At 67.1% G+C, this 20,437-nt stretch carries 19 protein-coding genes; 12 read left to right on the top strand and 7 right to left on the bottom strand.

Features of this window, described 5'->3' with window-relative positions; translation table 11 throughout:
• The first annotated feature begins 309 nt into the window (after window positions 1–309).
• Entirely contained in the window at window positions 310–2,907 is a 2,598-nt protein-coding gene (locus HNP02_RS16220; RefSeq protein ID WP_184440195.1) for a hypothetical protein, read from the top strand.
• 4 nt (window positions 2,908–2,911) lie between these two features.
• Here HNP02_RS16220 and HNP02_RS16225 read toward each other — a convergent pair whose 3' ends face one another.
• The 3 genes from HNP02_RS16225 to HNP02_RS16235 form a co-directional block, all read right to left on the bottom strand.
• A complete protein-coding gene (locus HNP02_RS16225; protein ID WP_309241579.1) occupies window positions 2,912–3,994 on the bottom strand; it encodes a phosphodiester glycosidase family protein in 1,083 nt (360 codons plus the stop codon).
• A gap of 146 nt (window positions 3,995–4,140) precedes the next feature.
• Window positions 4,141–5,448 (bottom strand): sorbosone dehydrogenase family protein, encoded by a 1,308-nt coding sequence (locus HNP02_RS16230; protein ID WP_184440197.1) that lies wholly within the window; start codon window positions 5,446–5,448, stop codon window positions 4,141–4,143.
• Complete coding sequence (locus HNP02_RS16235; RefSeq protein WP_184440205.1) at window positions 5,426–6,190, bottom strand: pirin-like bicupin family protein; 765 nt, start codon at window positions 6,188–6,190, stop codon at window positions 5,426–5,428. The genes HNP02_RS16230 and HNP02_RS16235 overlap by 23 nt, the downstream gene beginning before the upstream one ends.
• Before the next feature lie 74 nt (window positions 6,191–6,264).
• Here HNP02_RS16235 and HNP02_RS16240 point away from each other — a divergent pair, with 74 nt between their 5' ends.
• A complete protein-coding gene (locus HNP02_RS16240; protein ID WP_184440768.1) occupies window positions 6,265–6,720 on the top strand; it encodes a MarR family winged helix-turn-helix transcriptional regulator in 456 nt (151 codons plus the stop codon).
• 9 nt (window positions 6,721–6,729) lie between these two features.
• Window positions 6,730–7,506, top strand: a complete 777-nt coding sequence (locus HNP02_RS16245) for an SDR family NAD(P)-dependent oxidoreductase (RefSeq protein WP_184440207.1) — start codon at window positions 6,730–6,732, stop codon at window positions 7,504–7,506.
• A 4-nt stretch (window positions 7,507–7,510) separates the two neighbouring features.
• Here the strand turns inward: HNP02_RS16245 and HNP02_RS16250 are convergent, their stop codons facing one another.
• On the bottom strand, window positions 7,511–8,635 hold the full coding sequence (locus HNP02_RS16250) for an NDMA-dependent alcohol dehydrogenase (protein ID WP_184440209.1): 1,125 nt from the start codon (window positions 8,633–8,635) through the stop codon (window positions 7,511–7,513).
• 210 nt (window positions 8,636–8,845) lie between these two features.
• Between HNP02_RS16250 and HNP02_RS16255 the strand changes: the two genes are divergently transcribed.
• Window positions 8,846–10,678, top strand: a complete 1,833-nt coding sequence (locus HNP02_RS16255; protein WP_184440770.1) for a CocE/NonD family hydrolase — start codon at window positions 8,846–8,848, stop codon at window positions 10,676–10,678.
• Here the strand turns inward: HNP02_RS16255 and HNP02_RS16260 are convergent.
• A complete protein-coding gene (locus HNP02_RS16260) occupies window positions 10,675–11,709 on the bottom strand; it encodes a sigma-70 family RNA polymerase sigma factor (protein WP_375373684.1) in 1,035 nt (344 codons plus the stop codon). The two genes, HNP02_RS16255 and HNP02_RS16260, sit on opposite strands and share 4 nt — an antisense overlap.
• Before the next feature lie 66 nt (window positions 11,710–11,775).
• Here HNP02_RS16260 and HNP02_RS16265 point away from each other — a divergent pair, with 66 nt between their 5' ends.
• Both HNP02_RS16265 and HNP02_RS16270 read left to right on the top strand, forming a co-directional pair.
• Entirely contained in the window at window positions 11,776–12,615 is an 840-nt protein-coding gene (locus HNP02_RS16265) for an alpha/beta hydrolase (protein WP_184440213.1), read from the top strand.
• 26 nt (window positions 12,616–12,641) lie between these two features.
• Window positions 12,642–13,700, top strand: a complete 1,059-nt coding sequence (locus HNP02_RS16270) for a hypothetical protein (RefSeq protein ID WP_184440215.1) — start codon at window positions 12,642–12,644, stop codon at window positions 13,698–13,700.
• Between the two features lie 30 nt (window positions 13,701–13,730).
• On the opposite strand, the gene HNP02_RS16275 is transcribed toward HNP02_RS16270, so the two are convergent.
• Window positions 13,731–14,852, bottom strand: a complete 1,122-nt coding sequence (locus tag HNP02_RS16275; RefSeq protein WP_184440217.1) for an epoxide hydrolase family protein — start codon at window positions 14,850–14,852, stop codon at window positions 13,731–13,733.
• 115 nt (window positions 14,853–14,967) lie between these two features.
• Here HNP02_RS16275 and HNP02_RS16280 point away from each other — a divergent pair, with 115 nt between their 5' ends.
• The 6 genes from HNP02_RS16280 to HNP02_RS16305 all read left to right on the top strand — a co-directional run bounded on the left by HNP02_RS16280 (window position 14,968) and on the right by HNP02_RS16305 (window position 19,813).
• Window positions 14,968–15,900, top strand: coding sequence for an NADP-dependent oxidoreductase (locus HNP02_RS16280; RefSeq protein WP_184440219.1), 933 nt, complete (start codon window positions 14,968–14,970; stop codon window positions 15,898–15,900).
• 44 nt (window positions 15,901–15,944) lie between these two features.
• Window positions 15,945–16,694 (top strand): DUF2786 domain-containing protein, encoded by a 750-nt coding sequence (locus HNP02_RS16285; protein ID WP_184440221.1) that lies wholly within the window; start codon window positions 15,945–15,947, stop codon window positions 16,692–16,694.
• 9 nt (window positions 16,695–16,703) lie between these two features.
• A complete protein-coding gene (locus tag HNP02_RS16290) occupies window positions 16,704–17,195 on the top strand; it encodes a TIGR04338 family metallohydrolase (protein ID WP_184440223.1) in 492 nt (163 codons plus the stop codon).
• 14 nt (window positions 17,196–17,209) lie between these two features.
• Window positions 17,210–17,881: an O-methyltransferase gene (locus HNP02_RS16295; protein ID WP_309241580.1), complete on the top strand. Its 672-nt coding sequence runs from the start codon at window positions 17,210–17,212 to the stop codon at window positions 17,879–17,881.
• A 9-nt stretch (window positions 17,882–17,890) separates the two neighbouring features.
• Window positions 17,891–18,376, top strand: coding sequence for a DUF6790 family protein (locus HNP02_RS16300; protein ID WP_184440225.1), 486 nt, complete (start codon window positions 17,891–17,893; stop codon window positions 18,374–18,376).
• Between the two features lie 195 nt (window positions 18,377–18,571).
• The gene (locus tag HNP02_RS16305; RefSeq protein WP_184440227.1) at window positions 18,572–19,813 is read left to right on the top strand and encodes a hypothetical protein; all 1,242 of its coding nucleotides are present in this window, start codon (window positions 18,572–18,574) and stop codon (window positions 19,811–19,813) included.
• 391 nt (window positions 19,814–20,204) lie between these two features.
• On the opposite strand, the gene HNP02_RS16310 is transcribed toward HNP02_RS16305, so the two are convergent.
• Window positions 20,205–20,417, bottom strand: coding sequence for a hypothetical protein (locus HNP02_RS16310; RefSeq protein WP_184440229.1), 213 nt, complete (start codon window positions 20,415–20,417; stop codon window positions 20,205–20,207).
• Window positions 20,418–20,437: the final 20 nt, after the last annotated feature.

Raw genomic sequence — 20,437 nt, forward strand, 5'->3', positions numbered from 1 at the left:
CCCAGCTCAGGCCGAGCCCGCAGCGCAGGTGGCCGCTATCGTAAAGATAATGAGTACATCTAATCGAAATACGAAGAGCGCTGCCAGTGATGTTTGCGGGACGCAAGGCCGTCGAACCTCGTTGTGGCGGCGCTGATCCCGGCGACACGGGAGCTGCACGTACTTGCGATGGGAATTTGCCAGCAATTTCTAGTATTGGCGCCTGCGTAAATGTTAACGTCCACGTAAGTGGGCGACACGTTCGGGGAAAGGACTGGTCGGATGGCCGGCAGGCATCGCAAAATCGGCGCAAGGGCGAGGCGGGTCGCCATGCTGAGCGCGGCTACCGCAACGGCGAGCGCGATGACCGTCGGCATCGCCGCACCGCCAGCAACGGTCCACTCGGAAGTCGTCCAAACACCAGTCGACCTCGCGGCCGCCATCAGGTTGCTGCCAAACCACGATCAGGTGCCCGACCTCACCGGAGGCCTTGGCAGCCAGATCTACGGCGGCGGGCAGGCCCTCACCGACCAGATCTCCAGAGCCGTGATCAACGGGATCAACCTGACCGGCCTGGCGCAGGCGGTCGGCATCGATCCCAAGCACCTGCTCCAGACCTTGCTCGCCGATCTCCCGGCGAACCTGCTTCCGGGGATCCTGGCCGCCCTCTCGCTCGACCTTCCGATCCTGGGGCCGGCGCTCGGGCAACTGACGGGCGGGGACCTTGGGCTCCTCACCGGCATCCTGAACCTGCTCGGCATAACCCAGATTGCGGACGGCACCCTGACGGGACTCCTGGCCCTGCTGGGGCTGGATCTAGCCGATCCGCTCAACCTCGCGGGTCTTGCCGTGCCCGGCCTCAACGTGGTCACCACGGGTGACATATTCACCGGGCTCAAGCTGCTCGGCCTCGACCTCGGATGGCTGCCTGCCACGCCGAACGGAGTGGCCAATGAGATCAACAACACCCCCTACCTCAAGCTTGGCGTCGACGGCGTGCTCGACCTGGTGCTCGACAAGCTGGAGAACAGCGGGCTTCCCATCCCCGTGATAGGGCCCCTCATCACTCAGCTGGCCGCATTGATCGGTCGCATCACCGATCCACTGACCAGCAATCTCCCCGACGTCATCGACCTGCGCGTCATTCCCACCGTCGGGAGCGGATTGGGCGCATTCGCCGCCGCAACGGCCTACCAGCAGGTGCTGGATCAACTGAAGTACCAGCCGGGTGGCTCGGCGTACGCCGGCCTCGACCCGCTGGTCGGCAGCCTGACGATCCTCCCGCTGATACTGATCAACAACCCGGCGCGCCCCGATGGCGGCGCCTTCGCCCGGTTCGGGGCACTGGCGTCGTTGTTCGGCATCAACACCGTGAACCCGACCACCCAGGTGACCAACGACGGGACGGGCGTTCCCGTACTCGGCACCGGCATCGAGTTGGGTGCGGCGAACGTGCTGCCGATCCTGATCGATGCGACCTACGAGTACCAGCCGCTGTCGGACCTGGCGTCCTGGCCGAATCCGTTCACGCTCGCGAACAACCTCGCGGCCGGGTTGTTGCCCACCTACATGCTTCGCGGGTTGAGCCTCGACAATCTTGGCGACCAGATCCTCGGTCAGGTCGACGATTTGGTCAAGGACGCTCTGGACCTGAACAAGCCGTTGTCGCTCAACGTGTACGTCACGCTGCACTCGGCGACATCGCCGATGCTGGAGCCGCTGTACCTGGCCTCCGACTTCCTGAACATCGTGGGTCTCTCGCCGCTGGCGGCCATCCCCATGAAGCTGGCGAATGCGCTTGGCCCGGCGCTGAACACGCTGATCAACATCGGCTACGCCAACGTGGTCCAGAACCCCGACGGCACCTATACCCGGGACTTCACCAACGCAGGCACGGAGACGCCGTTCTTCTCCTTCGCCAACATCGACTACGGTCGGGTGCTCGGGGACGTCATCAACCAGCTGGTTGGCGGCTTCACCAAGGAGTTCTTCAGCGCCAACCCGACGCCGAACACCCCGAACGTGCTCTCCAACCTGCTCAACGGGCTGCTCAGTGGTGGGCTCGGGAGCATCCTGCCCGGCGGCGCGCCTGCGGCCGGTGGCTCGGGAGCGACGAATCCGCTCGGCGGCCTCGGCGACATCCTCGGTGGACTTGGTGGGCTGCTCGGCGGACTCCTCGGTGGACTCGGCATTGGTGCAGCTGCGGCCCCGCTGGCCACGTCGAACCTGACGGCTTCCTCGATCCCCGAGGCGAACGCTGCGTTCTCCCGGCTGTCGATCTCCGGCGGAGCGACCGACGAAACTGTCACTCCGGCAGCCGATTCCGAGAAGACTGCCACCACCGACGCCGCAGGCGAGACAGTCAAGGACCCGACCGCCACCACGGAGGAGACGGTCAAGGACCCGACCGCCACCACGGAGGCGACGGTCAAGGATCCGACGGTGGTCGAGAAGCCGACCACCGACACCGAAACCACTGCCACCGAACCCGTCACCACGCCGGCTGCGGAAGACACCGTCACCAAGCCGGTCGAGAAGCCAGCGTCGACGGAATCCGAAGCGGGAACCGATGGTTCGCTGGGTCCGAAGCATGCGAAGCCCGACACCGATGCGCCTCCGGCCGCCAAGGACTCGACGCCGAAGCACGCCAAGGCCGACGAGGACGGCAAGCCCGGCGCCGATACGTCGAGCAGCACCGACAAGACGCCCAAGAAGGACAAGCCGTCGCTCAACGTGGTGCGCAACAGCCCCAACGCGTCCACCGACGCCAAGCCCGGCGAGAAGACGGGCGCGTCCGAGAGCGGCAAGAAGGACGAAGGCGCGAAGAAGGATGAACCCGCCGGTGCCGCAGCGTCGAGCGCCGGATCATCGAGCGCAGCATCGTCGAGCGGCTCGTCGGCGGGTGGCTCCTCGAGCAACGCGGCCTGAGGCGTTAGGCGAAGGCCAGCCAGCTTGGTAGCGCGCGCTCGCGCGAGTCGCACAGCACCTGGTAGGTGTCGCAGGAGCCCTTGGGCACCCCGGCGCCCGCCCACATGCCGCCGGCCTCGCGCCGCAGCACGATCGCCGACGAACCGCCACCGTCCAGCAGGATCGCGGAGTCGCTGCCCAACCCGCGGAACAGGTCCTGGAGCTGGTCGGGGGTGTAGCTTCCGCCCTGGAAGACGTACATCTCGTCCTTCTGCCTGGCGTAGGCGATCGCGGTACGGGCCGCGCTAGGGCCAGGGTCGTTCATCTGCCCGGTGTCGCCCGGCGCCAGCAAGCCGAGACCGCTGACCGCGACGAACCGCGTGCCCTTGTCCATCAGATCCTGGATCACGGGGGAGGCGGCGTCGTAGTCGTTGGTCGACTTCGGCGGAATGACGAAGGGCACGCCCGCGACGGGAAGGATCATGGTCGTCAACGCCGACCAGGTCTCGTCGCCTCCGGACAGGCCCTGCTTCCCGGCGTAGGCGATGGTGCCGGTGACGGCGGCGTTGGCGCGGCCCTGGCCGCGCGTGGTGTCGACGTATGCCCCAAGCGGTGAACTGCAGCCGGTCGTCTTCCAGGAGCCGCCCTTCTGTCCGCGTACGTCGAAGAAGTTGGCGTTGATCGCAATCGTGGGCGACCCGAGCGCATTCCAGGCCTGCAGCGGCGTGTAGACCTCCGAGGCCTGCCAGAGCCCCTCGCTGGTACGCGCGCCTGCGGTCCGTTCGCAGCGGGATTGGTAGCCGGAGTGCGAGTCGACGAGGAGCCGGGGAGTTAGCCGTTGTGACGCGGACTTGATGATCATCAAGTGCCCGCCGCTGCTCATCTCGTACCAGGAGCCGCCGGCGTTGAGCATCGGTGCGGCGTTGCCACCGCCGAAGTTGTAGACCAGGTACTGACCGCGGGTTGCCGCAATGGCATTCGCGAGGAGTTCGCGACCGTCGGCCGCCCGCGCGGTGGGGGCTCCCATCGTCGTTGCCAGGACGGCGCACAGCGCCAACGTCGTCGCGCACGCGCCGAACCGTCGAAACTTTGCGGCAGTCTTCGGCACTGTCGTCCCTTCGGCTGATCCCTACCCGATGAGAACACAATATTCACAGTTAACTCACTGTCAACTTTCATCACAGCCGCATCACGATCGCGCAACAGACGAATTGCGTTGCCCGCGAAGTTGTTTGCTACTGCTGCACGCGTGTGTCAGCGCCCGGGTGGGGCCAGCCGATAGATCGCGTCGGCGTAGTCATCGGTGATGTACACCGAGCCGTCCGGGCCGAGGACTGCGGCGACCGGGCGACCCCACCGTGAACCGTCGGAGGCCTGGAAGCCGCCGACCAGGGTCTGCTGATCGCCGAGACCGCCATTGCGCCAGGGGAAGAACGACACCTCGGGTGCGCGCGGGGGCTGACGGTTCCACGACCCGTGCACGCCAACCAGAGCACCGTGGGAATAGGGCTCCGGCAGAGTGCCGTCGACGAAGCTCAAACCCAGCGGCGCGGAGTGCGCGCCGAGGCTCTGCTCGATCGGAGGAAGCGCGGAGCAATCGAGCTTGCTGCCGTCCGCGTTGGTCTGGACGTCGCGGATCAGAGGGAGGTTGGCCGGACCGCCATCGGGATTGCAGTACGGCCAACCCAATTCGCGGCTCGGAGTCAGCCTGGCGACCGACTCCGGAGGGCGTTCGTCGACGTAGTCGGGCACCACCTGGCCGTAGGACGGGCCCTGGTCGGGGACGGGGACGTTGTCGCGGTTGTTGACCGCCGCCCACAGCGTGCCGTCCGGTGCGAACGCCAGGCCGGTGCCGTTGCGCACGCCCGTGGTGAAGGGCTGGGCAGGGCCGCCGCCGGGAGGCACCCGCATGATGGTTGCGCGCGGCGGGGTCGCGGTGCGGTCACCGGCGGACACGTTTCCGGTCGACCCGATCGAGAAGTACACGGCGCCATCGGGTCCCACGGCGACGCTCTTCAACGCATGCGAGTAGGCGCCACCCAGATCTGCGCTCCGCGCGTCGGGCAGGCCCGACGCGACGATGGTCGGGTTGGTCGCGTTCCCGTCGGCATAGTCGTACGCATCCACCTGGTCGCTCTCGGCGACGTAGAGCGTCGAACCCGAGAACGTCAGCCCGTGCGGCTGGTCAAGGCCCTCGAGGAGCAGATTGACCCGCGGACCCACGCCCGTAGGCTGCAGTCGGATCACCTGCCCGGTGCTCGGCACCGACACCAACAGGTTGCCGTCTGGAGTCCACGCCGCGAGCCGCGGCTTCGGTATGCGGGCCCACACGGACAGCGTCCAACCCTTGGGCACCAGCGCCTTTCGCGGTTCGTCGAACGGTCGCGCCGCGAGCTCGTCGGGCACCTGGACGGTGACCTCCTCGAGGCCAACCTCGGCGGGCGGGCGCGTGGTCGACGCGGGGGTGGGCGTTGGGCCCGACGAACACGCCGCGAGCAGCACGCCGATCAGACCGACGGCCACGCTCGCTCGAAGGTGGTTACGCCGCAGCCAAACCCGCATGCATCTCCCAGACCAGGATCTCGGATGGTGCCGTCGCGGTCACCCGCTGGCCACCGGACGCAGTGAACCTGACGGCGTCGCCCTCGGACAGCGGGCCTGCCGCTTCCAGGGTGACCTCGCCGCGGGGCACGAACAGGTGCAGATAGGGAGCGTGAGGTAGCTCGATGCTCTGTCCGGGTTGCAGGCGCGCACCGCGCAGGGCGGCGTAGCGGTTGCGGATCGTGATCGCAGCGTCGTCGGCGTATTCGGGCATGCCGGAGGCAATGGTCACCAAGCCGCCGCGGAGCAACTCGTCGTCGATCTCGAGCTGTTGATAGCCGGGGGTGGCGCCGGACTCGTCGGGAACCACCCACATCTGTACGAAATGCACGGGCTCCTGGTGGGTTTCGTCACCGGTGAGCGTCCACGAGTCATTCTTCTCGGAGTGCAGGATCCCGCTCCCGGCAGACATCCGCTGCGCCAGACCGGGATAGATGACACCGGAGTGGCCGGTGGAGTCCTGGTGCACCAGCGACCCGCGCAGCACCCAGGTGACGATCTCCATGTCGCGGTGCGGATGAGTATCAAATCCGGTACCCGGTGCCACCCGGTCGTCGTTGTTCACCAGCAGCAGCCCGTGGTGGGTGTTGGTGGGGTCATAGCTCGCGCCGAACGAGAACGAGTGCTTGGAATCCAGCCACGAGATCTTCGTGGCGGCGCGATCCGTTGCACGCCTGATGTCGATGGTTTCGGTGCTGGTCATGGGTCGTGACTCCTCGGGAGGTCTTCGCCAGCCTAGGTGGCAGGCACTGGACAAGACAACATAGATGATGTGTCATATATTTCGTGTGGCTGTCAGCGGATGAGCAACGGGTGTGGCGCAACTACCTGACGATGACGGCACGCCTGCAGTCGGCGATGAGCCGACAGCTGCAGGCCGATTGCGGGCTCTCGCTGGCGGACTACGACGTGCTGGTCGCACTGGAGGAACAGCGGGGGTGCCGGATCGCTGAGCTGGGCGAGCGACTGGGGTGGGAGCAGAGTCGACTCTCGCACCAGTTGAGCCGGATGCGGGCGCGTGGACTGGTCGTGCGCAGCGGCGCCGCGGACGACCGCCGGGCGGCCACCGTCGACCTCACCGACGACGGCCGTGCGGCGCTGACGTCAGCCGCCCCGGGTCACGCCGAATTGGTCAGGGACGTCGTGTTCAAGGGGGCGAGCGCCGCCCAGTTGCGCGCGCTGGACACGTGGACATCGCAGGTCCTGGCACGGCTGGGGCAGTCTCCTGCTTAATCTGTCCACGTGGACATCAATGGAGCTAGCGCAATCGTCACAGGTGGGGCATCCGGCATCGGAGCGGCCTCGGCACGTCAGTTGGCCGACCGGGGCGCACGCGTCGTCGTCGCCGACCTTCAGGCCGAACGCGGCGAGGCGCTCGCCAAGGAGATCGGTGGCGTGTTCGTCACGGTCGACGTCACCAACACCGAGCAGATCGAGGACGCCGTCAACACCGCGGTCGACCTCGGACCGTTGCGGGCCCTGGTGAACTCGGCGGGCATCGGCTGGGCCCAGCGCACCATCGGTAAGGACGGCGAGTTCGCCTCGGCGCACAACCTCGATGCCTACAAGAAGGTGCTCGCCATCAACCTGGTCGGCACCTTCGACTGCATCCGGATCGCCGCCACCGCCATGAGCCGGTTCGATCCGACCGATACCGGTGAGCGCGGCGCGATCGTCAACATGACCAGCGTCGCTGCATTCGACGGTCAGATCGGGCAGGCCGCGTACTCGTCGTCCAAGGGCGGCGTCGTCGGCCTGACGCTTCCGGTCGCTCGCGACCTGTCGGCGGTCGGCATCCGCGTCAACACCGTCGCCCCCGGTCTCATCGACACCCCGATTTACGGCGAGGGGGAGGCGTCGGAGGCGTTCAAGGCCAAGCTCGGTGAGTCCGTGCTGTTCCCGCACCGCCTCGGCAAGCCAGAGGAATTGGCCTCGATGGTCGTCGAGCTGATCACCAACTCCTACATGAACGCCGAGGTCGTCCGCGTGGACGGCGGCATCCGGATGCCGCCGAAGTAGGGCGCTACCAGTCCGACTCGTCGAACTTGATGACGCCGCGGATGTTCTTGCCGTCCAGCATGTCCTGGTAGCCGTCGTTGATGTTGTCCAGCGAGTAGGTGCTGGTCACCATCTCGTCGATCTTCAGCAGGCCCGCCTTGTACAGGCCGACCAGCTTCGGCGTCTCGATGTGCGAGCTGCCGCCGCCGAAGATGTTGCCCTTCAACGTCTTCTGCATCATCGTGAAGAGGAACAGGTTGAGTTTGACGTCGAAGTCCATCATCGAGCCCATGCCCGTGACCACGCAGGTGCCGGTCTTGGTGGTCAGCGTCATCGCCTCTTCGATGTACTCGCCGCGCATCTCGCCCACGGTGATGATGGTCTTGTCGGCCATCACGCCGTGGGTGACGTCGATGATCGGGCCGATGGCCTCGGCCATGGACGGGTAGACGTGCGTTGCGCCGAACTTGATCGCCTGGTCGCGCTTCCACTCGTTGGGGTCGATCGCGATGACGTTGCGGGCGCCGGAGATCACGGCACCCTGCAGCGCGCTCATGCCGATGCCACCCACGCCGACGATCACGACGGTCTCGCCGGGCTGAACGTCGGCCACGTTGGTGGCCGAGCCGAAGCCGGTGGGCACCGCGCAGCCCATGATGGCCGCGGATTCGAACGGCACGTCGGAGTCGATCTTCACCACGGAGTCCTTGTGCACCGTCATGTACGGCGCGAAGGTGCCGAGGAGGTTCATCGGCGACACCTCGTGCGTGCCGGCGTGCACGCGCGACGTCCCGTCGGCGATGGCCTTGCCGCCGAGCAGCAGCGCGCCCCGGTCGCACAGCGAGCGGTAGCCCTTGAGGCAGGACGGACACTGCCCGCACGCGGGGATGAAGGCGAGGATGACGTGATCGCCCTCCTCGATGCCCGTGACGTTCTTGCCGACCTTGGTCACCACGCCCGCACCCTCGTGTCCGCCGAGCGCAGGCAGACCGATCGGCGTGGCGCCGGTGGTCAGGTGATAGTCGGAGTGGCACATGCCTGCGGCGTGCATCTTGATCTGCACTTCATCGGCGACCGGATCGCCGAGATCGATCTCGTCGACCTTGAACGGTGAGTTGAGTTCCCACAGCAGAGCACCCTTGGTCTTCATGGCGGCGATCATAGAACACGTTCCAGAAAGCGCAATCGAGAGGCCTTCTACCAGTGGTTATGGGTAGTCAGAACGTCTCGTTCCGTGTCCGCGCCTGACTGGGGCGAGCGAAGCGGCGGGGGGTACGTACGCGCGTCTAGTCGACCGCGCTAGCGTGATCGCGTGCCCTCCGTCGTGATTCGGGTCGCGGCCATCGTCGCCGTCGTGACCATGGTCCTCGGCGGGTGCTCTGGGGACCGCGGCAGCCAGCCCAGCGCGGGGCCATGGGCGTCGGACCCGGGTCGCGGACCATGCGCGGTGACCAAACAGGAGAACGTCCCCGCGACCATGCGCGACGGCACCGTTCTGCGTGCCGACGTCTACCGGCCGCAAGGCCAAGACGGTGTTCCGGTGATCCTGATGCGCACCCAGTACGGCAAGACCAGCGCGCAGGCCGGGTCCCGCTACCAGTCGCCTGACTGGTTTGCGTCGCAGTGTTATCTCGTTGTCGTGCAGGATATTCGGGGGCAGGGCACGTCGAGCGGCACGTTCAGTGAGTTCACCCATGAGCAGACCGACGGTTACGACTCCGTCGAATGGGCGGCGGCGTTGCCCGGTTCGAACGGCAAGGTCGGCATGTATGGCTCCTCCTATGTGGGCGCCACACAGTGGCTTGCCGCCGTCACCGCCCCGCCACATCTCGTCACCATCGTTCCGGCGAACACCGCATCGGATTACTACGACGGCTGGACGTACGAGGGTGGCGAGTTCCGCTTGGCCTTCGTGCTGCCGTGGGCCATCGAGTCGATCGCCACGACTGCCGCCAAGAACCGCAACGACCAAGCGACCGTCCACGAACTCGCCTCTGCCGCAGCCGATCCCACCAGGTGGCTCGACTTCCGTCCGTTCAAGGACCTACCACCGATGCAACCGGACAACCCGGCCGTCGCGCCGTGGTACTTCGACTGGATCCGGCACTCGACGCGCGACGACTTCTGGCGGCAGTTCAGCATCCGGGACCGGTACCAGTCGGTGACGGTGCCAGTGCTGCACTTCGAAGGCTGGTACGACGCCTTCTTGGCCGGCGGTGTCGACAACTTCGCAGGCATGGTGGCTCACGGCGCGAACGCCAACGCCCGCGCCAATCAGCGCCTGGTCATCGGACCGTGGGACCACGTCGACTGGGGCAGACCCGAATCAGAACCCGCGCCGATGCTCAAGGCGATCGGCCCCGTCGCGAACAGCCCGATCAAAGGACTGATGCTCGACTGGTACGACCACTTCCTCAAGGGCAAGGACAACGGCACGGACGACGGCACCAAGGCATCCGCGGGCACACCACGGGTGGACTACTTCCTGATGGGTGCCAACGTCTGGAAGACCGCAACGGGCTGGCCACTGCCGCAGACCAAGCCGACGGCCTACTACCTGTCCGGACCGGGTGGCATTGCCGATCGCAAGGGCCAACTGGTCGAGGCTCCCCCTGGGGCGGAGTCACCCGACGTCTACACCTACGACCCGAACTTCCCCGCGCCGAGCCTCGGCGGGCACTCCTGCTGTGGCCCACAGTCCGGCCCCCAAGGTCCCTACGACCAGAACCCCGTCGAGCAGCGTTCCGACGTCCTCGTCTACAGCAGCGCTCCGTTGCCGCACGACACCGAGATCACCGGACCCACCACGGTGAACCTGTGGGCCCAGTCAACGGCTCCCGACACCGACTTCACCGCCAAGCTGACGGTGGTGAAGCCGGACGGTCAGGTCATCAACCTCAACAACGGGATCCTGCGCACGTCGTTCCGCGACTCGCTGTCGAATCCGACGCAGGCCACGCCCAATCAGCCGTACGCCTACCGGATCCAGATATGGCCCACCAGTTACGAATTGCGGACCGGGGATCGCATTCGGCTCGAGATCTCGAGTAGCGACTATCCGCAGTTCGCCCCCAACCCCAATACCGGCGAACCGTTCGGCCAGAGCGCGGCAACCGTGCCCGCGACGCAGACGATCCTGCACGACGCGGCGCACCCGTCGAGTGTCACGTTGCCGGTGATCCCCGAGGGCTAGAGGCGCGCCGGCAACCCGAACTTCTCGAACATTCCGTCGCCCGCGTGGAATGCCACCACGTGCGACACACCGCCAGCCGAAATCTCCAGCACGTGCAGCTGGAACTCCTCGTGCACGCCGGTCTCCCGGTTGAGCATGTAGAGCGCGGCAGCCGGCTGGCCGTTGGCGATGGTCCGCAGGAAGCGCATGTCGCCAGGGCCTTCGGCGGGGCAGTGCGTCTTGGAGAGCGCGATGATGTTCTCCGGGCCTTGATACCAGCCGTCGAACGGTGGCATCTCGAAGATCGCCTCCGCGGTGAACAGCTCGACGAGCTTGTCCATGTCGTAGGCCTCGAATGCGGCGATGTACTGGCCGAGCAGGTCCTGCGCCTCGGGGTCCTCCGGCGGGGTGATCGCGTCGTCCTCCTTGGGGCCGACCGCCTCGAGCTGCGCGCGGGCGCGCTGCAGCAGGCTGTTGACGGCGGTGGTGGACGTACCGATCGCCGCGCCCACCTCGGCGGCCTTCCACTGAAGCACGTCGCGCATCACCAGCACCGCACGCTGGCGGGCAGGCAGAACCTGCAGGGCCGCGATGAACGCCAGCCGCACCGAGTCGCGGGAACCGACGATCACCGACGGATCGGACGGGGTCTCGTGCGGTGACTCGGGCAGCGGCTCGAGCCAGGGCACCTCGTTGTGCTCGGTGATCTCGCCACGGGGGTCGGACGCCTGCTGCCCGAGCCCGGACGGCAACGGCCGGCGTTGGCGACCCTCGAGCGAGGTCAGGCTGGTGTTCGTGGCGATGCGGTACAGCCAGGTGCGCACCGACGATCTGCCCTGAAAGCCCTCGTAGGACTTCCACGCTCGCAGGTAGGTCTCCTGGACCAGGTCCTCGGCGTCGTGCAGCGAACCGGTCATCCGGTAGCAGTGCGCGAGCAGCTCACGCCGATACCGCTGGGCATCGGCGAGAAAGGCGTCTTTGGACTCGAAACCGACCGGATCTTCCGCGAGGACGCTCACGCTCACGAGGGTACCCACGGGCACCGACAACATGCACGCAACGGCGAACGTCGTCATTTGGGAAGAACCGCGTTCAGGACAGGCAGATAGTCTCCCCTGATGGCCACGACCCGCAGCGAACGCAGCTTCGACGGTGTTGGCGGGGTCCGCATCGTCTATGACGTGTGGACACCCGACACCGACCCGCTCGGCGTGGTGATCCTGGCACACGGCTACGCCGAGCACGCCCGTCGTTACGACCACGTCGCGCAGCGCTTCGGGGAGGGCGGGCTGATCACCTACGCGCTCGATCACCGCGGTCACGGCCGCTCCGGCGGCAAGCGCGTCTACCTCAAGAACATGTCCGAGTACACCGACGACTTCCATCACCTCGTCGGCATCGCCACCGCCGCGCACCCCGAGCTCAAGCGCATCGTGCTCGGCCACAGCATGGGTGGCGGCATCGTCTTCGCCTACGGCGTCGAGCACCCCGACGACTACTCGGCCATGGTGTTGTCCGGTCCTGCGGTGTTCGCCCAGGACGCGGTGTCGCCGGTGATGATCACCGTCGCGAAGGTGGTCGGCAGCCTGCTGCCCGGCCTGCCCGTCGAGAATCTCCCTGCCGACGCGGTCTCGCGCGATCCCGAGGTGGTCGCCGCATACGAGGCCGATCCCTTGGTCTTCCACGGCAAGCTGCCCGCCGGGATCGCCAAGGCACTGATCGGCGTCGGTGAGAGGATGCCGCAGCGGGCCGCATCGTTGACCGCGCCGCTGCTGGTGGTGCACGGCGCCGAGGACAAGCTGATTCCGGTCGAAGGCAGCCGCAGGCTCCTCGAGTGCGTCGGGCCGATCGACGCGCATCTCAAGGTCTATCCCGAGCTGTATCACGAAGTCTTCAACGAGCCCGAACAAGCGCTGGTGCTCGACGACGTGGTGTCCTGGATCGAGGTTCGGTTGTGAGAGCCGTTGGCAGACAGCTCGTTTGGATGGCAGCCGCGGTGCTTGCCATCGCGGGCTGCTCATCCGGCGCCGACACCCCTGCGGCGAGCCAGAGCGCAACGACAGCGGCCACGACCACGGTGTCTCCTGCGGGCTGGGTTGAGGAAGAGGTGTCCTTCGTCGCGGACGGTCTGACCATCTACGGCACCTACCGTCACCAGGGCGGCGACGCGCCAGGCCCGGCCGCCCTGCTCATCTCGGAGAGCGGCAACACCGACCGCAACGGGGACAACGCGGTGGCGGGCCCGGTCGGCAACATGCGCCAGTTGGCGGAGTACCTGTCCGGCAAGGGGATCGCGAGCCTGCGCTACGACAAGGTCGGTACCGGCAAGACCGGCATCGGTCCCTATGCGCAGCACCCCGCCGACGTCGGCAGCGCCGTCTACACCTCGGGCGCCAAGGCGGCAGTGCGCTTCCTCGCCAAGAAGCCGGGCACCGAGAAGACGCGGATCTCGGTGTACGCGCTGGGGGAGGGCACCGTCCACGCGATGGCGCTGGCCACCGATACCGCGCCGGATGCGCCGAAAGTCCACTCGCTGGGCCTCTTCCAGCCGCTGCCGGATCGCTACCTCGACATCATCACCGCCAGGGTGCACACCAGCATCGACGCCGACGTGGCATCCGGGGCCAAGACCCGCCAACAGGCCGACGACGTAGTCAACGCATGGAACGCCGCCGTCGAGGAAGCACGCACCAAGGGCACCGCCCCCGCCAAGCTGCCGGAGGGGCTCGGCGCCATCCTCAACCCCGGCAACGTCAAGGCCGTCGTCGAGTCCGACGCCATCGATCCGCTCGCGCTCGCCGCCAAGCTGGCCGCGGGCACCCCCGTGCTCGTCACGTGTTCGGACTCCGACTCCCAGGCCGGTTGCGCAGCCGAGAAGCCACTGACTACCGCGCTCGGTCACACAGCCCTGACCGTCGTCGAACTCAAGGGCGTCAACCACGTGTTGCGCGACGACCCGACCGACAACGTTGCCAACTACTCCAAACAAGATCCGCTATCGCCCCAGCTGGTGGCCGGACTCGACGGCTTCGTCGGCAAGTAGTTCCGCAGGACCTCATAGTTCCGCACGGCCTCAGCGCAACCCGGCGAACAGCTCTCGAAGGCCGGAGACCAGCAGGTCGGGCGCCTGGTGGGAGGCGTAGTGGCCGCCCCTGTCATAGTCGGTCCACGACACGATGTTCGCGTGTTCCCGTTCGGCGAAGGCCCTGACCGACGGAAGGTCGCCGGGGAACTGGGCGACGCCGAGGGGCACGGTGGTGGGACCGATGAGCGCCTCCTGGCGGTCGTCTTCGGCGTAGATGCGAATCGCCGAACCGGCAGTTCCCGTCAGCCAGTGGATCGAGACGTGGGTGAGCAGGGTGTCGGTGTCGAGGTCGTTCATGCACTGGTCGTTCCACCCGAGCAGCCCGACGGGCGAATCGGCGAGCGCGTGGGCCAGCGTTTGAGGCACCTGGGCGTGCACCATGCCGTACGCCGAGCCGAGATCATCGAAGTCTCGGAAAGCCTTCCACGCGTTGAGATCCCGAGGCGACAATGCGGCGACGTGAGCGGGGTCGTCGTCCGGCGGTGTGGCCCAGGCCTGGGTGACGTGGACGCCGACCACGGCGTCTGGGGCCACCCTGCCGAGTTCGGGTGAGATGAACGAGCCCCAGTCATTGCCTGCCGCGCCGTAGCGTTGGTACCCGAGTCGCTGCATCAGTACGGCCCAGGCTCGGGCGATGCGTCGGGGCCCCCACCCGGTGTCGGGAGTTGGACCCGAGAATCCGAACCCCGGCAACGAGGGCAGCACGACGTCGAACGCCGTCGACGGATCGAGACCATGTCCGCGCGGGTCGGTCAGCGGCCCGAGGACGTCGAGGTACTCGACGATCGAGCCGGGCCAGCCGTGGCTGAGGATCAACGGCAGCGCGTTCGGCTCCGGTGAGCAAACGTGCAGGAAGTGCACCTTGGTCCCATCGATCACGGTGGTGAACTGAGGATGCACATTGAGTCGCGCTTCCCAGGCGCGCCAGTCGTAGCGTTCGCGCCAGAATTCGACCAGTTCCCGAACCCGCGCGACGGGCACGCCATAACCCGTGCCACCGCCCACCGGTTCCGGTGCCCATCGGACCTGGGCGAGCCGGGACTGCAGGTCCTCCAGGTCGTGGTCGGGGATCTCGATCCGGAACGGCACTACGTCGTGGTCAGTCGTCATTCGGGTCCTTGGCGTCGTCGGTTTCTGGTGCAGAGGTGAGACCGACGGGCGGCACGAAACTCATCGGCGGACCGGGCCCGCAGCTCGGAGCGTGGAACCGACTAGACTTCGCCCCATGACGAGAGCTGTTTTCGCTGAAGGCTACGGAGGACCGGAAGTCCTTGCGCTGCAAGACATCGAGCTGCCCAATGTTGGGTCGGGTCAGGTGCTCGTCGACGTCCGCGCGGCGGGCACCAACCCGATCGACTACAAGCTCTACAGCGGCGACATGGGCCGCGATCCCGGAAATCTGCCGATGCCGATCGGCATGGAGGTGGCCGGTGTGATCGCCGCGGTCACACCAGGCGCGACCGGATACACCGGACCACTGACAGTCGGCGACGAGGTGATCGTCACCAACATCCGCGGCGGCTACGCCCAGCAGGTGCTCGCGGACGCCTCTGACGTGGGCCACAAGCCCGGCTCATTGAGTTTCGAGCAAGCCTCGGGGCTGCTCCTGGTGGCAGGCACCGCATGGCACCTGTTGACGAAGACGGCTGTGGGGGCGGGCGACACCGTGCTGATCCACGGCGCCAGCGGTGGCGTCGGCCTGATGGCGGTGCAACTCGCGGTCGCGCGCGGGGCCAAGGTGATCGCCACCGCGAGCCCTGCGCGGCACGATCAGCTGCGTGGATACGGCGCAGAGCCCGTCGCGTACGGCGAAGGGCTGGCCGATCGGGTGCGGGCCATCGGTGCGGTCGACGCCGCGCTCGACCTCGTCGGCACCGACGAGGCGCTGGACACGTCCGTCGAGCTGGTCGCCGACCGCGGACGCATCGCGACGATCGCCGGATTCGCCAGAGCCGGCGAGCTGGGCATCGCGGTGCTGACCGGCGCCGACGGCGGTCAGGAGATCCGCGACGCGTCCCGCGCGAAAGTCATCGCACTGGCGGCCGACGGCAAGTTGGACGTGACGGTGGACAAGACGCTTTCCCTCGATGAGGCGACCGAGGCGCACCGGTACCTGCAGACCGGCCACGCCAGAGGGAAAGTCGTACTGGTTCCATAAGTTGACGCCATGACTTACAAGCGAGAAGCGGAGCGGATCCGCGCATGACCGACGACAAGATGCTGGCGCGCATCGCTGCACTGCTGCGCCAGGCCGAGAGCACCGACAACACCCACGAAGCCGACGCGTTCATGGCGGCCGCGCAACGGTTGGCCACCACGACGTCCATCGACCTGGCCGTGGCCCGCGCGCACGCTGCGACCCGCTCGCCTGCGCAGGCGCCGGTGCAACGCACCATCACCATCGGCGAGGCAGGCACCAAGGGGCTGCGCACCTACGTTCAGTTGTTCGTGGTGATCGGTCTCGCCAACGACCTGAAGTGCGACGTCGCATCCAACTCGACGTTCGTCTACGCCTACGGATTCGCCGAGGACATCGACGCCACCCATGCGCTCTACGCCAGCCTGGTGATGCAGATGGTGAAGGCCTCCGAGGGGTACATCGCGTCTGGCCAGCACCGGCCGACCCCCACCATCACCGCGAGGCTGAACTTCCAGCTGGCGTACGGCGCCCGGGTGGGCCAGCGGCTGACCGATGCGCGGGAGGAGGTCAAGGCGCAGGCCAGCAAGGACCGCGAGCGCCGCCCAGGCACCGAACTCGCGTTGCGCAACAAGGACATCGAGCTGAAGTCGTTCTACCGCGAGGCGTCCAAGGCCAGGGGAACCTGGCGTGCCAACAGCGCATCGGCGGGCTACTCCTCGGCCGCACGCCGCGCCGGTGACCGCGCAGGGAAGCGGGCCCGGCTGGGGCCGAGCACCGAATTCGCCGGGCCACGCGGCGCCCTGGACCGCTGATGGCGCGCCGTGCCGCGTGACGATCAACGGGCACGGGTCTACGCCGCCGAGCAGTTCGTGCGGACGCTGTTCGACCGCGTGCACGAACACGGCAACGGCACCGTCGAGTTCTTCGGCGCCAACATCACCCTGCCACCCGAGGCGCGGTTCGCCTCGGTGGATTCGGTACAGCGCTACGCCGACGACGTGCTCGCCCATCCGTCCGTGCGGAAGAGGTGGCCCGACACAGAGTCACTGACCGTGCGCGCCCGCCGCGGCGTCACCGCAGCGCATTACGAGTACGACGGAAACGTCGCCACCATCGCGGTGCCCGAACGGCAAACCACGTGGGCACTGCGGGAACTGGTGGTGCTGCACGAGATCGCCCACCACGTCTGCCGCGCGGAGCCCGCCCACGGGCCGGAGTTCGTCGCGACGTTCTGTGAGCTGACCGATGCGGTGATGGGCCCGGAGGTGGGCCACGTGTTGCGCGTGACCTACGCCAAGGAGGGCGTGCGGTAACTAACGTGGTGCCGGTGACTGAACCTGATCCGCAGGCCCTCGACGAAATGTTCAACGAGCTGCTGCACACCGAGGACGACGTGCTCGCCGCGACGAGGCAGTCCGCCGTCGACGCCGGGATGCCTGCCATCGAGCTCTCCGCGCAGCACGCCAAACTGCTGGGGCTGCTCACCGAACTGAGGCAGGCCACCAGGGTGCTGGAGATCGGCACCCTCGCCGGTTACAGCACCATCGCCCTGGCCCGCGCCGTTGGATCCGGCGGCCGCGTCGTGACGTTGGAGTACCAGCAGGCGCACGCCGACGTCGCGCGCGCGAACTTCGCCCGAGCAGGCGTCGACGACCGGGTCGAGGTCATCGTCGGTGCGGCGCTGGACACCTTGCCGCAACTCGGCGAACGTGGCGAGCGCTTCGACATGTTCTTCATCGACGCGGACAAGGAGAACAACGTCGCCTACGTGCAATGGGCGATCGAGCTGTCCACGCCGGGCGCACTCATCGTGGTCGACAACATCGCCCGCGCAGGGCGTGTCCTCGACCCCGCACCCGACGACCAGCAGGCCCGCGCTGTGCGCGAGATGTTCCAGATGATGGGCGAACACCCGCGGCTGGACACCGCCGCCGTGCAGACCGTGGGAACGAAGGGCTGGGACGGCTTCGCGCTGGCGCTGGTGAAGGCCGCAGGTTAGGGGGTTGTCGTGTTCGTGGTCATCGCAGTGATCGTCGCGATCGTCGGAGCGACCGCTCAGAGCAGGAGGGATGAGCAGACCCCCGCCGCCCGAATCCATCTGCTGTGGTGGCTGGTGGCCGTGGTCGGTGTCACGGGCCTGATCACCGCGGGTTTCCACATCTTCGACGGGCCGGCGACCGCGGAGATGATCGGATACACCCGCGGCGACGGCGGCTTCCAGTGGGAGACCGCCATGGGCGACTTGGCGGTCGGCGTGGCCGGGTTGATGTGTTACTGGTACCGCGACAACTTCTGGCTGTGCGTGATCGTGGTGCAGACCATCCAGTACTTCGGCGACGCCGCCGGGCACGTCTACTTCTGGGTGGTTGACGACAACACCAGGCCCTACAACATCGGGTTCCCATTGTGGACCGACATCCTGTTGCCGATCATCCTGTGGACCCTGTGGTTCCTCGCGCGACGATCGAAACCCGCTATGCAGCAGGGTGGTTAGACCCGCCACGCTGGTGATGCGGCCGGAGCCGTTGACCCGCGAGGACCGCCGACCTATCGTGATGTCGGGGCGCGCAGGACCGCCCGACGTCCGCTCGAAGAGGCTCAGCCTCCCTGCCAGCAAGACCACGCTCGTGCCGATCGACCTCTTTCCTCGGCCCGACCTCGCGGACGCCGGGCTCGGAAGGAGGCCGTCATGGCCAGCTCTCTGCCCAACAACCCGTCACTGGATCGGCTCAAGGCCGATGCGCGCCGATTGCAGCGCGGCATCACCACAGGCGATCGGGACGCCGTCGACCTCGTCCGGCGGTGCCACCCGAAGCCGTCGATTGCGTTGGCCGAATCGCCATCCCGGTTCGCCCTGCACGACGCGCAGCTGACCATCGCCAGGTCGTACGGCTTCACCGGATGGCCTGCGCTGGTGCACTACCTGCGGATCGCCGCCGACTTCACCGTCGACCCGCATGCGGTCGACGAGGACACATTGGACCCAGCTGATCGGTTCTGTGCGCTCAGCGCACTGCGCTACGACGATGACGACGCCCCGCCGCGCTGGCAGACCGCCGCGGATCTGCTCGCCGCCGATCCGATGCTCGTCGACCGGCACGTGTGGGCCGCGGCCGCGGCGTCCGATCCCGCGGCGCTGCGCAGGCACCTGGCCGCGGATCCGACGCTCGCCCGGCGTGCGGGTGGACCTTTCGGCTGGGCGCCACTGTTGCACCTGACCTACTCCCGCGCCCCGCTTGGCCGCAGCCAGGACGAGGCGCTCGAGGCCGCCGCGGTGCTGCTCGACGCGGGTGCCGACCCGAACGCCGGCTACCTGTGGTGCGGGATGTCGACGCCGTTCACCGCGCTCACCGGGGCGTTCGGCGAGGGCGAGCAGGGACCGCGGCGGCAGCCGAGGCACCCGTACGACCAAGCGCTGGCGGCTCTGCTGCTCGACCGGGGTGCACATCCGGAGGACCAGCAGACGCTCTACAACCGGATGTTCCGACCGGGCGACGACCACCTCGAGCTGTTGTTCGCGCACGGGTTGGGACGCGTCGAGCCGGGGCCGTGGCACCGACGGTTGGGCGAGGCGATGGAAACCCAGGAGCAGATGTGGGCGCGCCAGGTCGGCTGGGCGGCCGAGCACGGTTTCGCCGACCGGTTGGTGCTCCTCGGTGAGCACGGCGTCGACGTGTCGGGGGTGAAGGTCGTCGAGCAGTCACTGCCCGAAGATCCGAATGAGCTTGACGCAGAGGGAAGTACCGCGCTGCACCACGCCGCGTGGGCAGGGGATCTCTACCGGATGCGCGTGCTGCTCGACGCAGGAGCGGACCCGTCGATCACCGACGGGCGGTTCGGCTCGACGCCGCTCGGATGGGCCGAGCACGCCTATCAGTCGGAGGCGGCGGACCTGCTGCGCGGTGCGCGGAATGTTGGACATGACGGATGACCATCCGCGTCTGGACACCGCGGACATCCAAGCCGCTTTTCGCCCGCCCCAATCTCGAATCCAAAGTCCGGCTTCAAGTTACCCGCTGTGCTGGGCGGCAGCGCAGGTTGTTCCTCAATGAGGGGGTAGCTGTCATGCCACAGAGGTCGCATCTCGACCATCGGCACCACAGTCAATGCCGGTAGCGACAGGAACTCGACACCCCAGAGCGACCTCAACAACTGGAGGTAGATCGAACTGTGGCAACAGCAACGGCGCTCCGCTCGTCATGCCATCAATATCCGCGCATGAGCCATCGCCACCACCGCGCAACGGTAATCGAACGCATAACCAAGTATCCCCGCTTTGGGTGACAACGCCTTCCTTGTGATTTATATCCCAAGCTTTGCTGTTACTCCCTGAAGTTACCGCGGTCCATTTTCGCGTCGCGCCCGTCGTTTGTCACACCCCGAGCGGCCGCTCGACGCCATCCGAAGCCCTGGAATAGGTACTCGGGAAAGCCTGTCTCGGGGATGAAGCGATCTCTGCCAACTGACATCCCGCCGTTCTCCTCGGCAAGAAGCTGAATCGCCGCGATCACCACCGCCTTCTCGTGCCCGTCCATGACGGGATCGTAGTCAGCAG

It is taken from the genome of Mycobacterium sp. AZCC_0083 (assembly GCF_014202335.1).
Classification (GTDB): domain Bacteria; phylum Actinomycetota; class Actinomycetes; order Mycobacteriales; family Mycobacteriaceae; genus Mycobacterium.

What these genes read in the sequence shown, in the direction of transcription:
- HNP02_RS16220 (WP_184440195.1), top strand. Translation starts at nt 310, where the DNA reads ATGCTGAGCGCGGCTACCGCAACGGCGAGCGCGATGACCGTCGGCATC.
- HNP02_RS16230 (WP_184440197.1), bottom strand. Translation starts at nt 5,448, where the DNA reads ATGCGGGTTTGGCTGCGGCGTAACCACCTTCGAGCGAGCGTGGCCGTC.
- HNP02_RS16235 (WP_184440205.1), bottom strand. Translation starts at nt 6,190, where the DNA reads ATGACCAGCACCGAAACCATCGACATCAGGCGTGCAACGGATCGCGCC.
- HNP02_RS16250 (WP_184440209.1), bottom strand. Translation starts at nt 8,635, where the DNA reads ATGAAGACCAAGGGTGCTCTGCTGTGGGAACTCAACTCACCGTTCAAG.
- HNP02_RS16255 (WP_184440770.1), top strand. Translation starts at nt 8,846, where the DNA reads ATGGTCCTCGGCGGGTGCTCTGGGGACCGCGGCAGCCAGCCCAGCGCG.
- HNP02_RS16260 (WP_375373684.1), bottom strand. Translation starts at nt 11,709, where the DNA reads ATGTTGTCGGTGCCCGTGGGTACCCTCGTGAGCGTGAGCGTCCTCGCG.
- HNP02_RS16265 (WP_184440213.1), top strand. Translation starts at nt 11,776, where the DNA reads ATGGCCACGACCCGCAGCGAACGCAGCTTCGACGGTGTTGGCGGGGTC.
- HNP02_RS16270 (WP_184440215.1), top strand. Translation starts at nt 12,642, where the DNA reads ATGGCAGCCGCGGTGCTTGCCATCGCGGGCTGCTCATCCGGCGCCGAC.
- HNP02_RS16275 (WP_184440217.1), bottom strand. Translation starts at nt 14,852, where the DNA reads ATGACGACTGACCACGACGTAGTGCCGTTCCGGATCGAGATCCCCGAC.
- HNP02_RS16280 (WP_184440219.1), top strand. Translation starts at nt 14,968, where the DNA reads ATGACGAGAGCTGTTTTCGCTGAAGGCTACGGAGGACCGGAAGTCCTT.
- HNP02_RS16285 (WP_184440221.1), top strand. Translation starts at nt 15,945, where the DNA reads ATGACCGACGACAAGATGCTGGCGCGCATCGCTGCACTGCTGCGCCAG.
- HNP02_RS16305 (WP_184440227.1), top strand. Translation starts at nt 18,572, where the DNA reads ATGGCCAGCTCTCTGCCCAACAACCCGTCACTGGATCGGCTCAAGGCC.
- HNP02_RS16310 (WP_184440229.1), bottom strand. Translation starts at nt 20,417, where the DNA reads ATGGACGGGCACGAGAAGGCGGTGGTGATCGCGGCGATTCAGCTTCTT.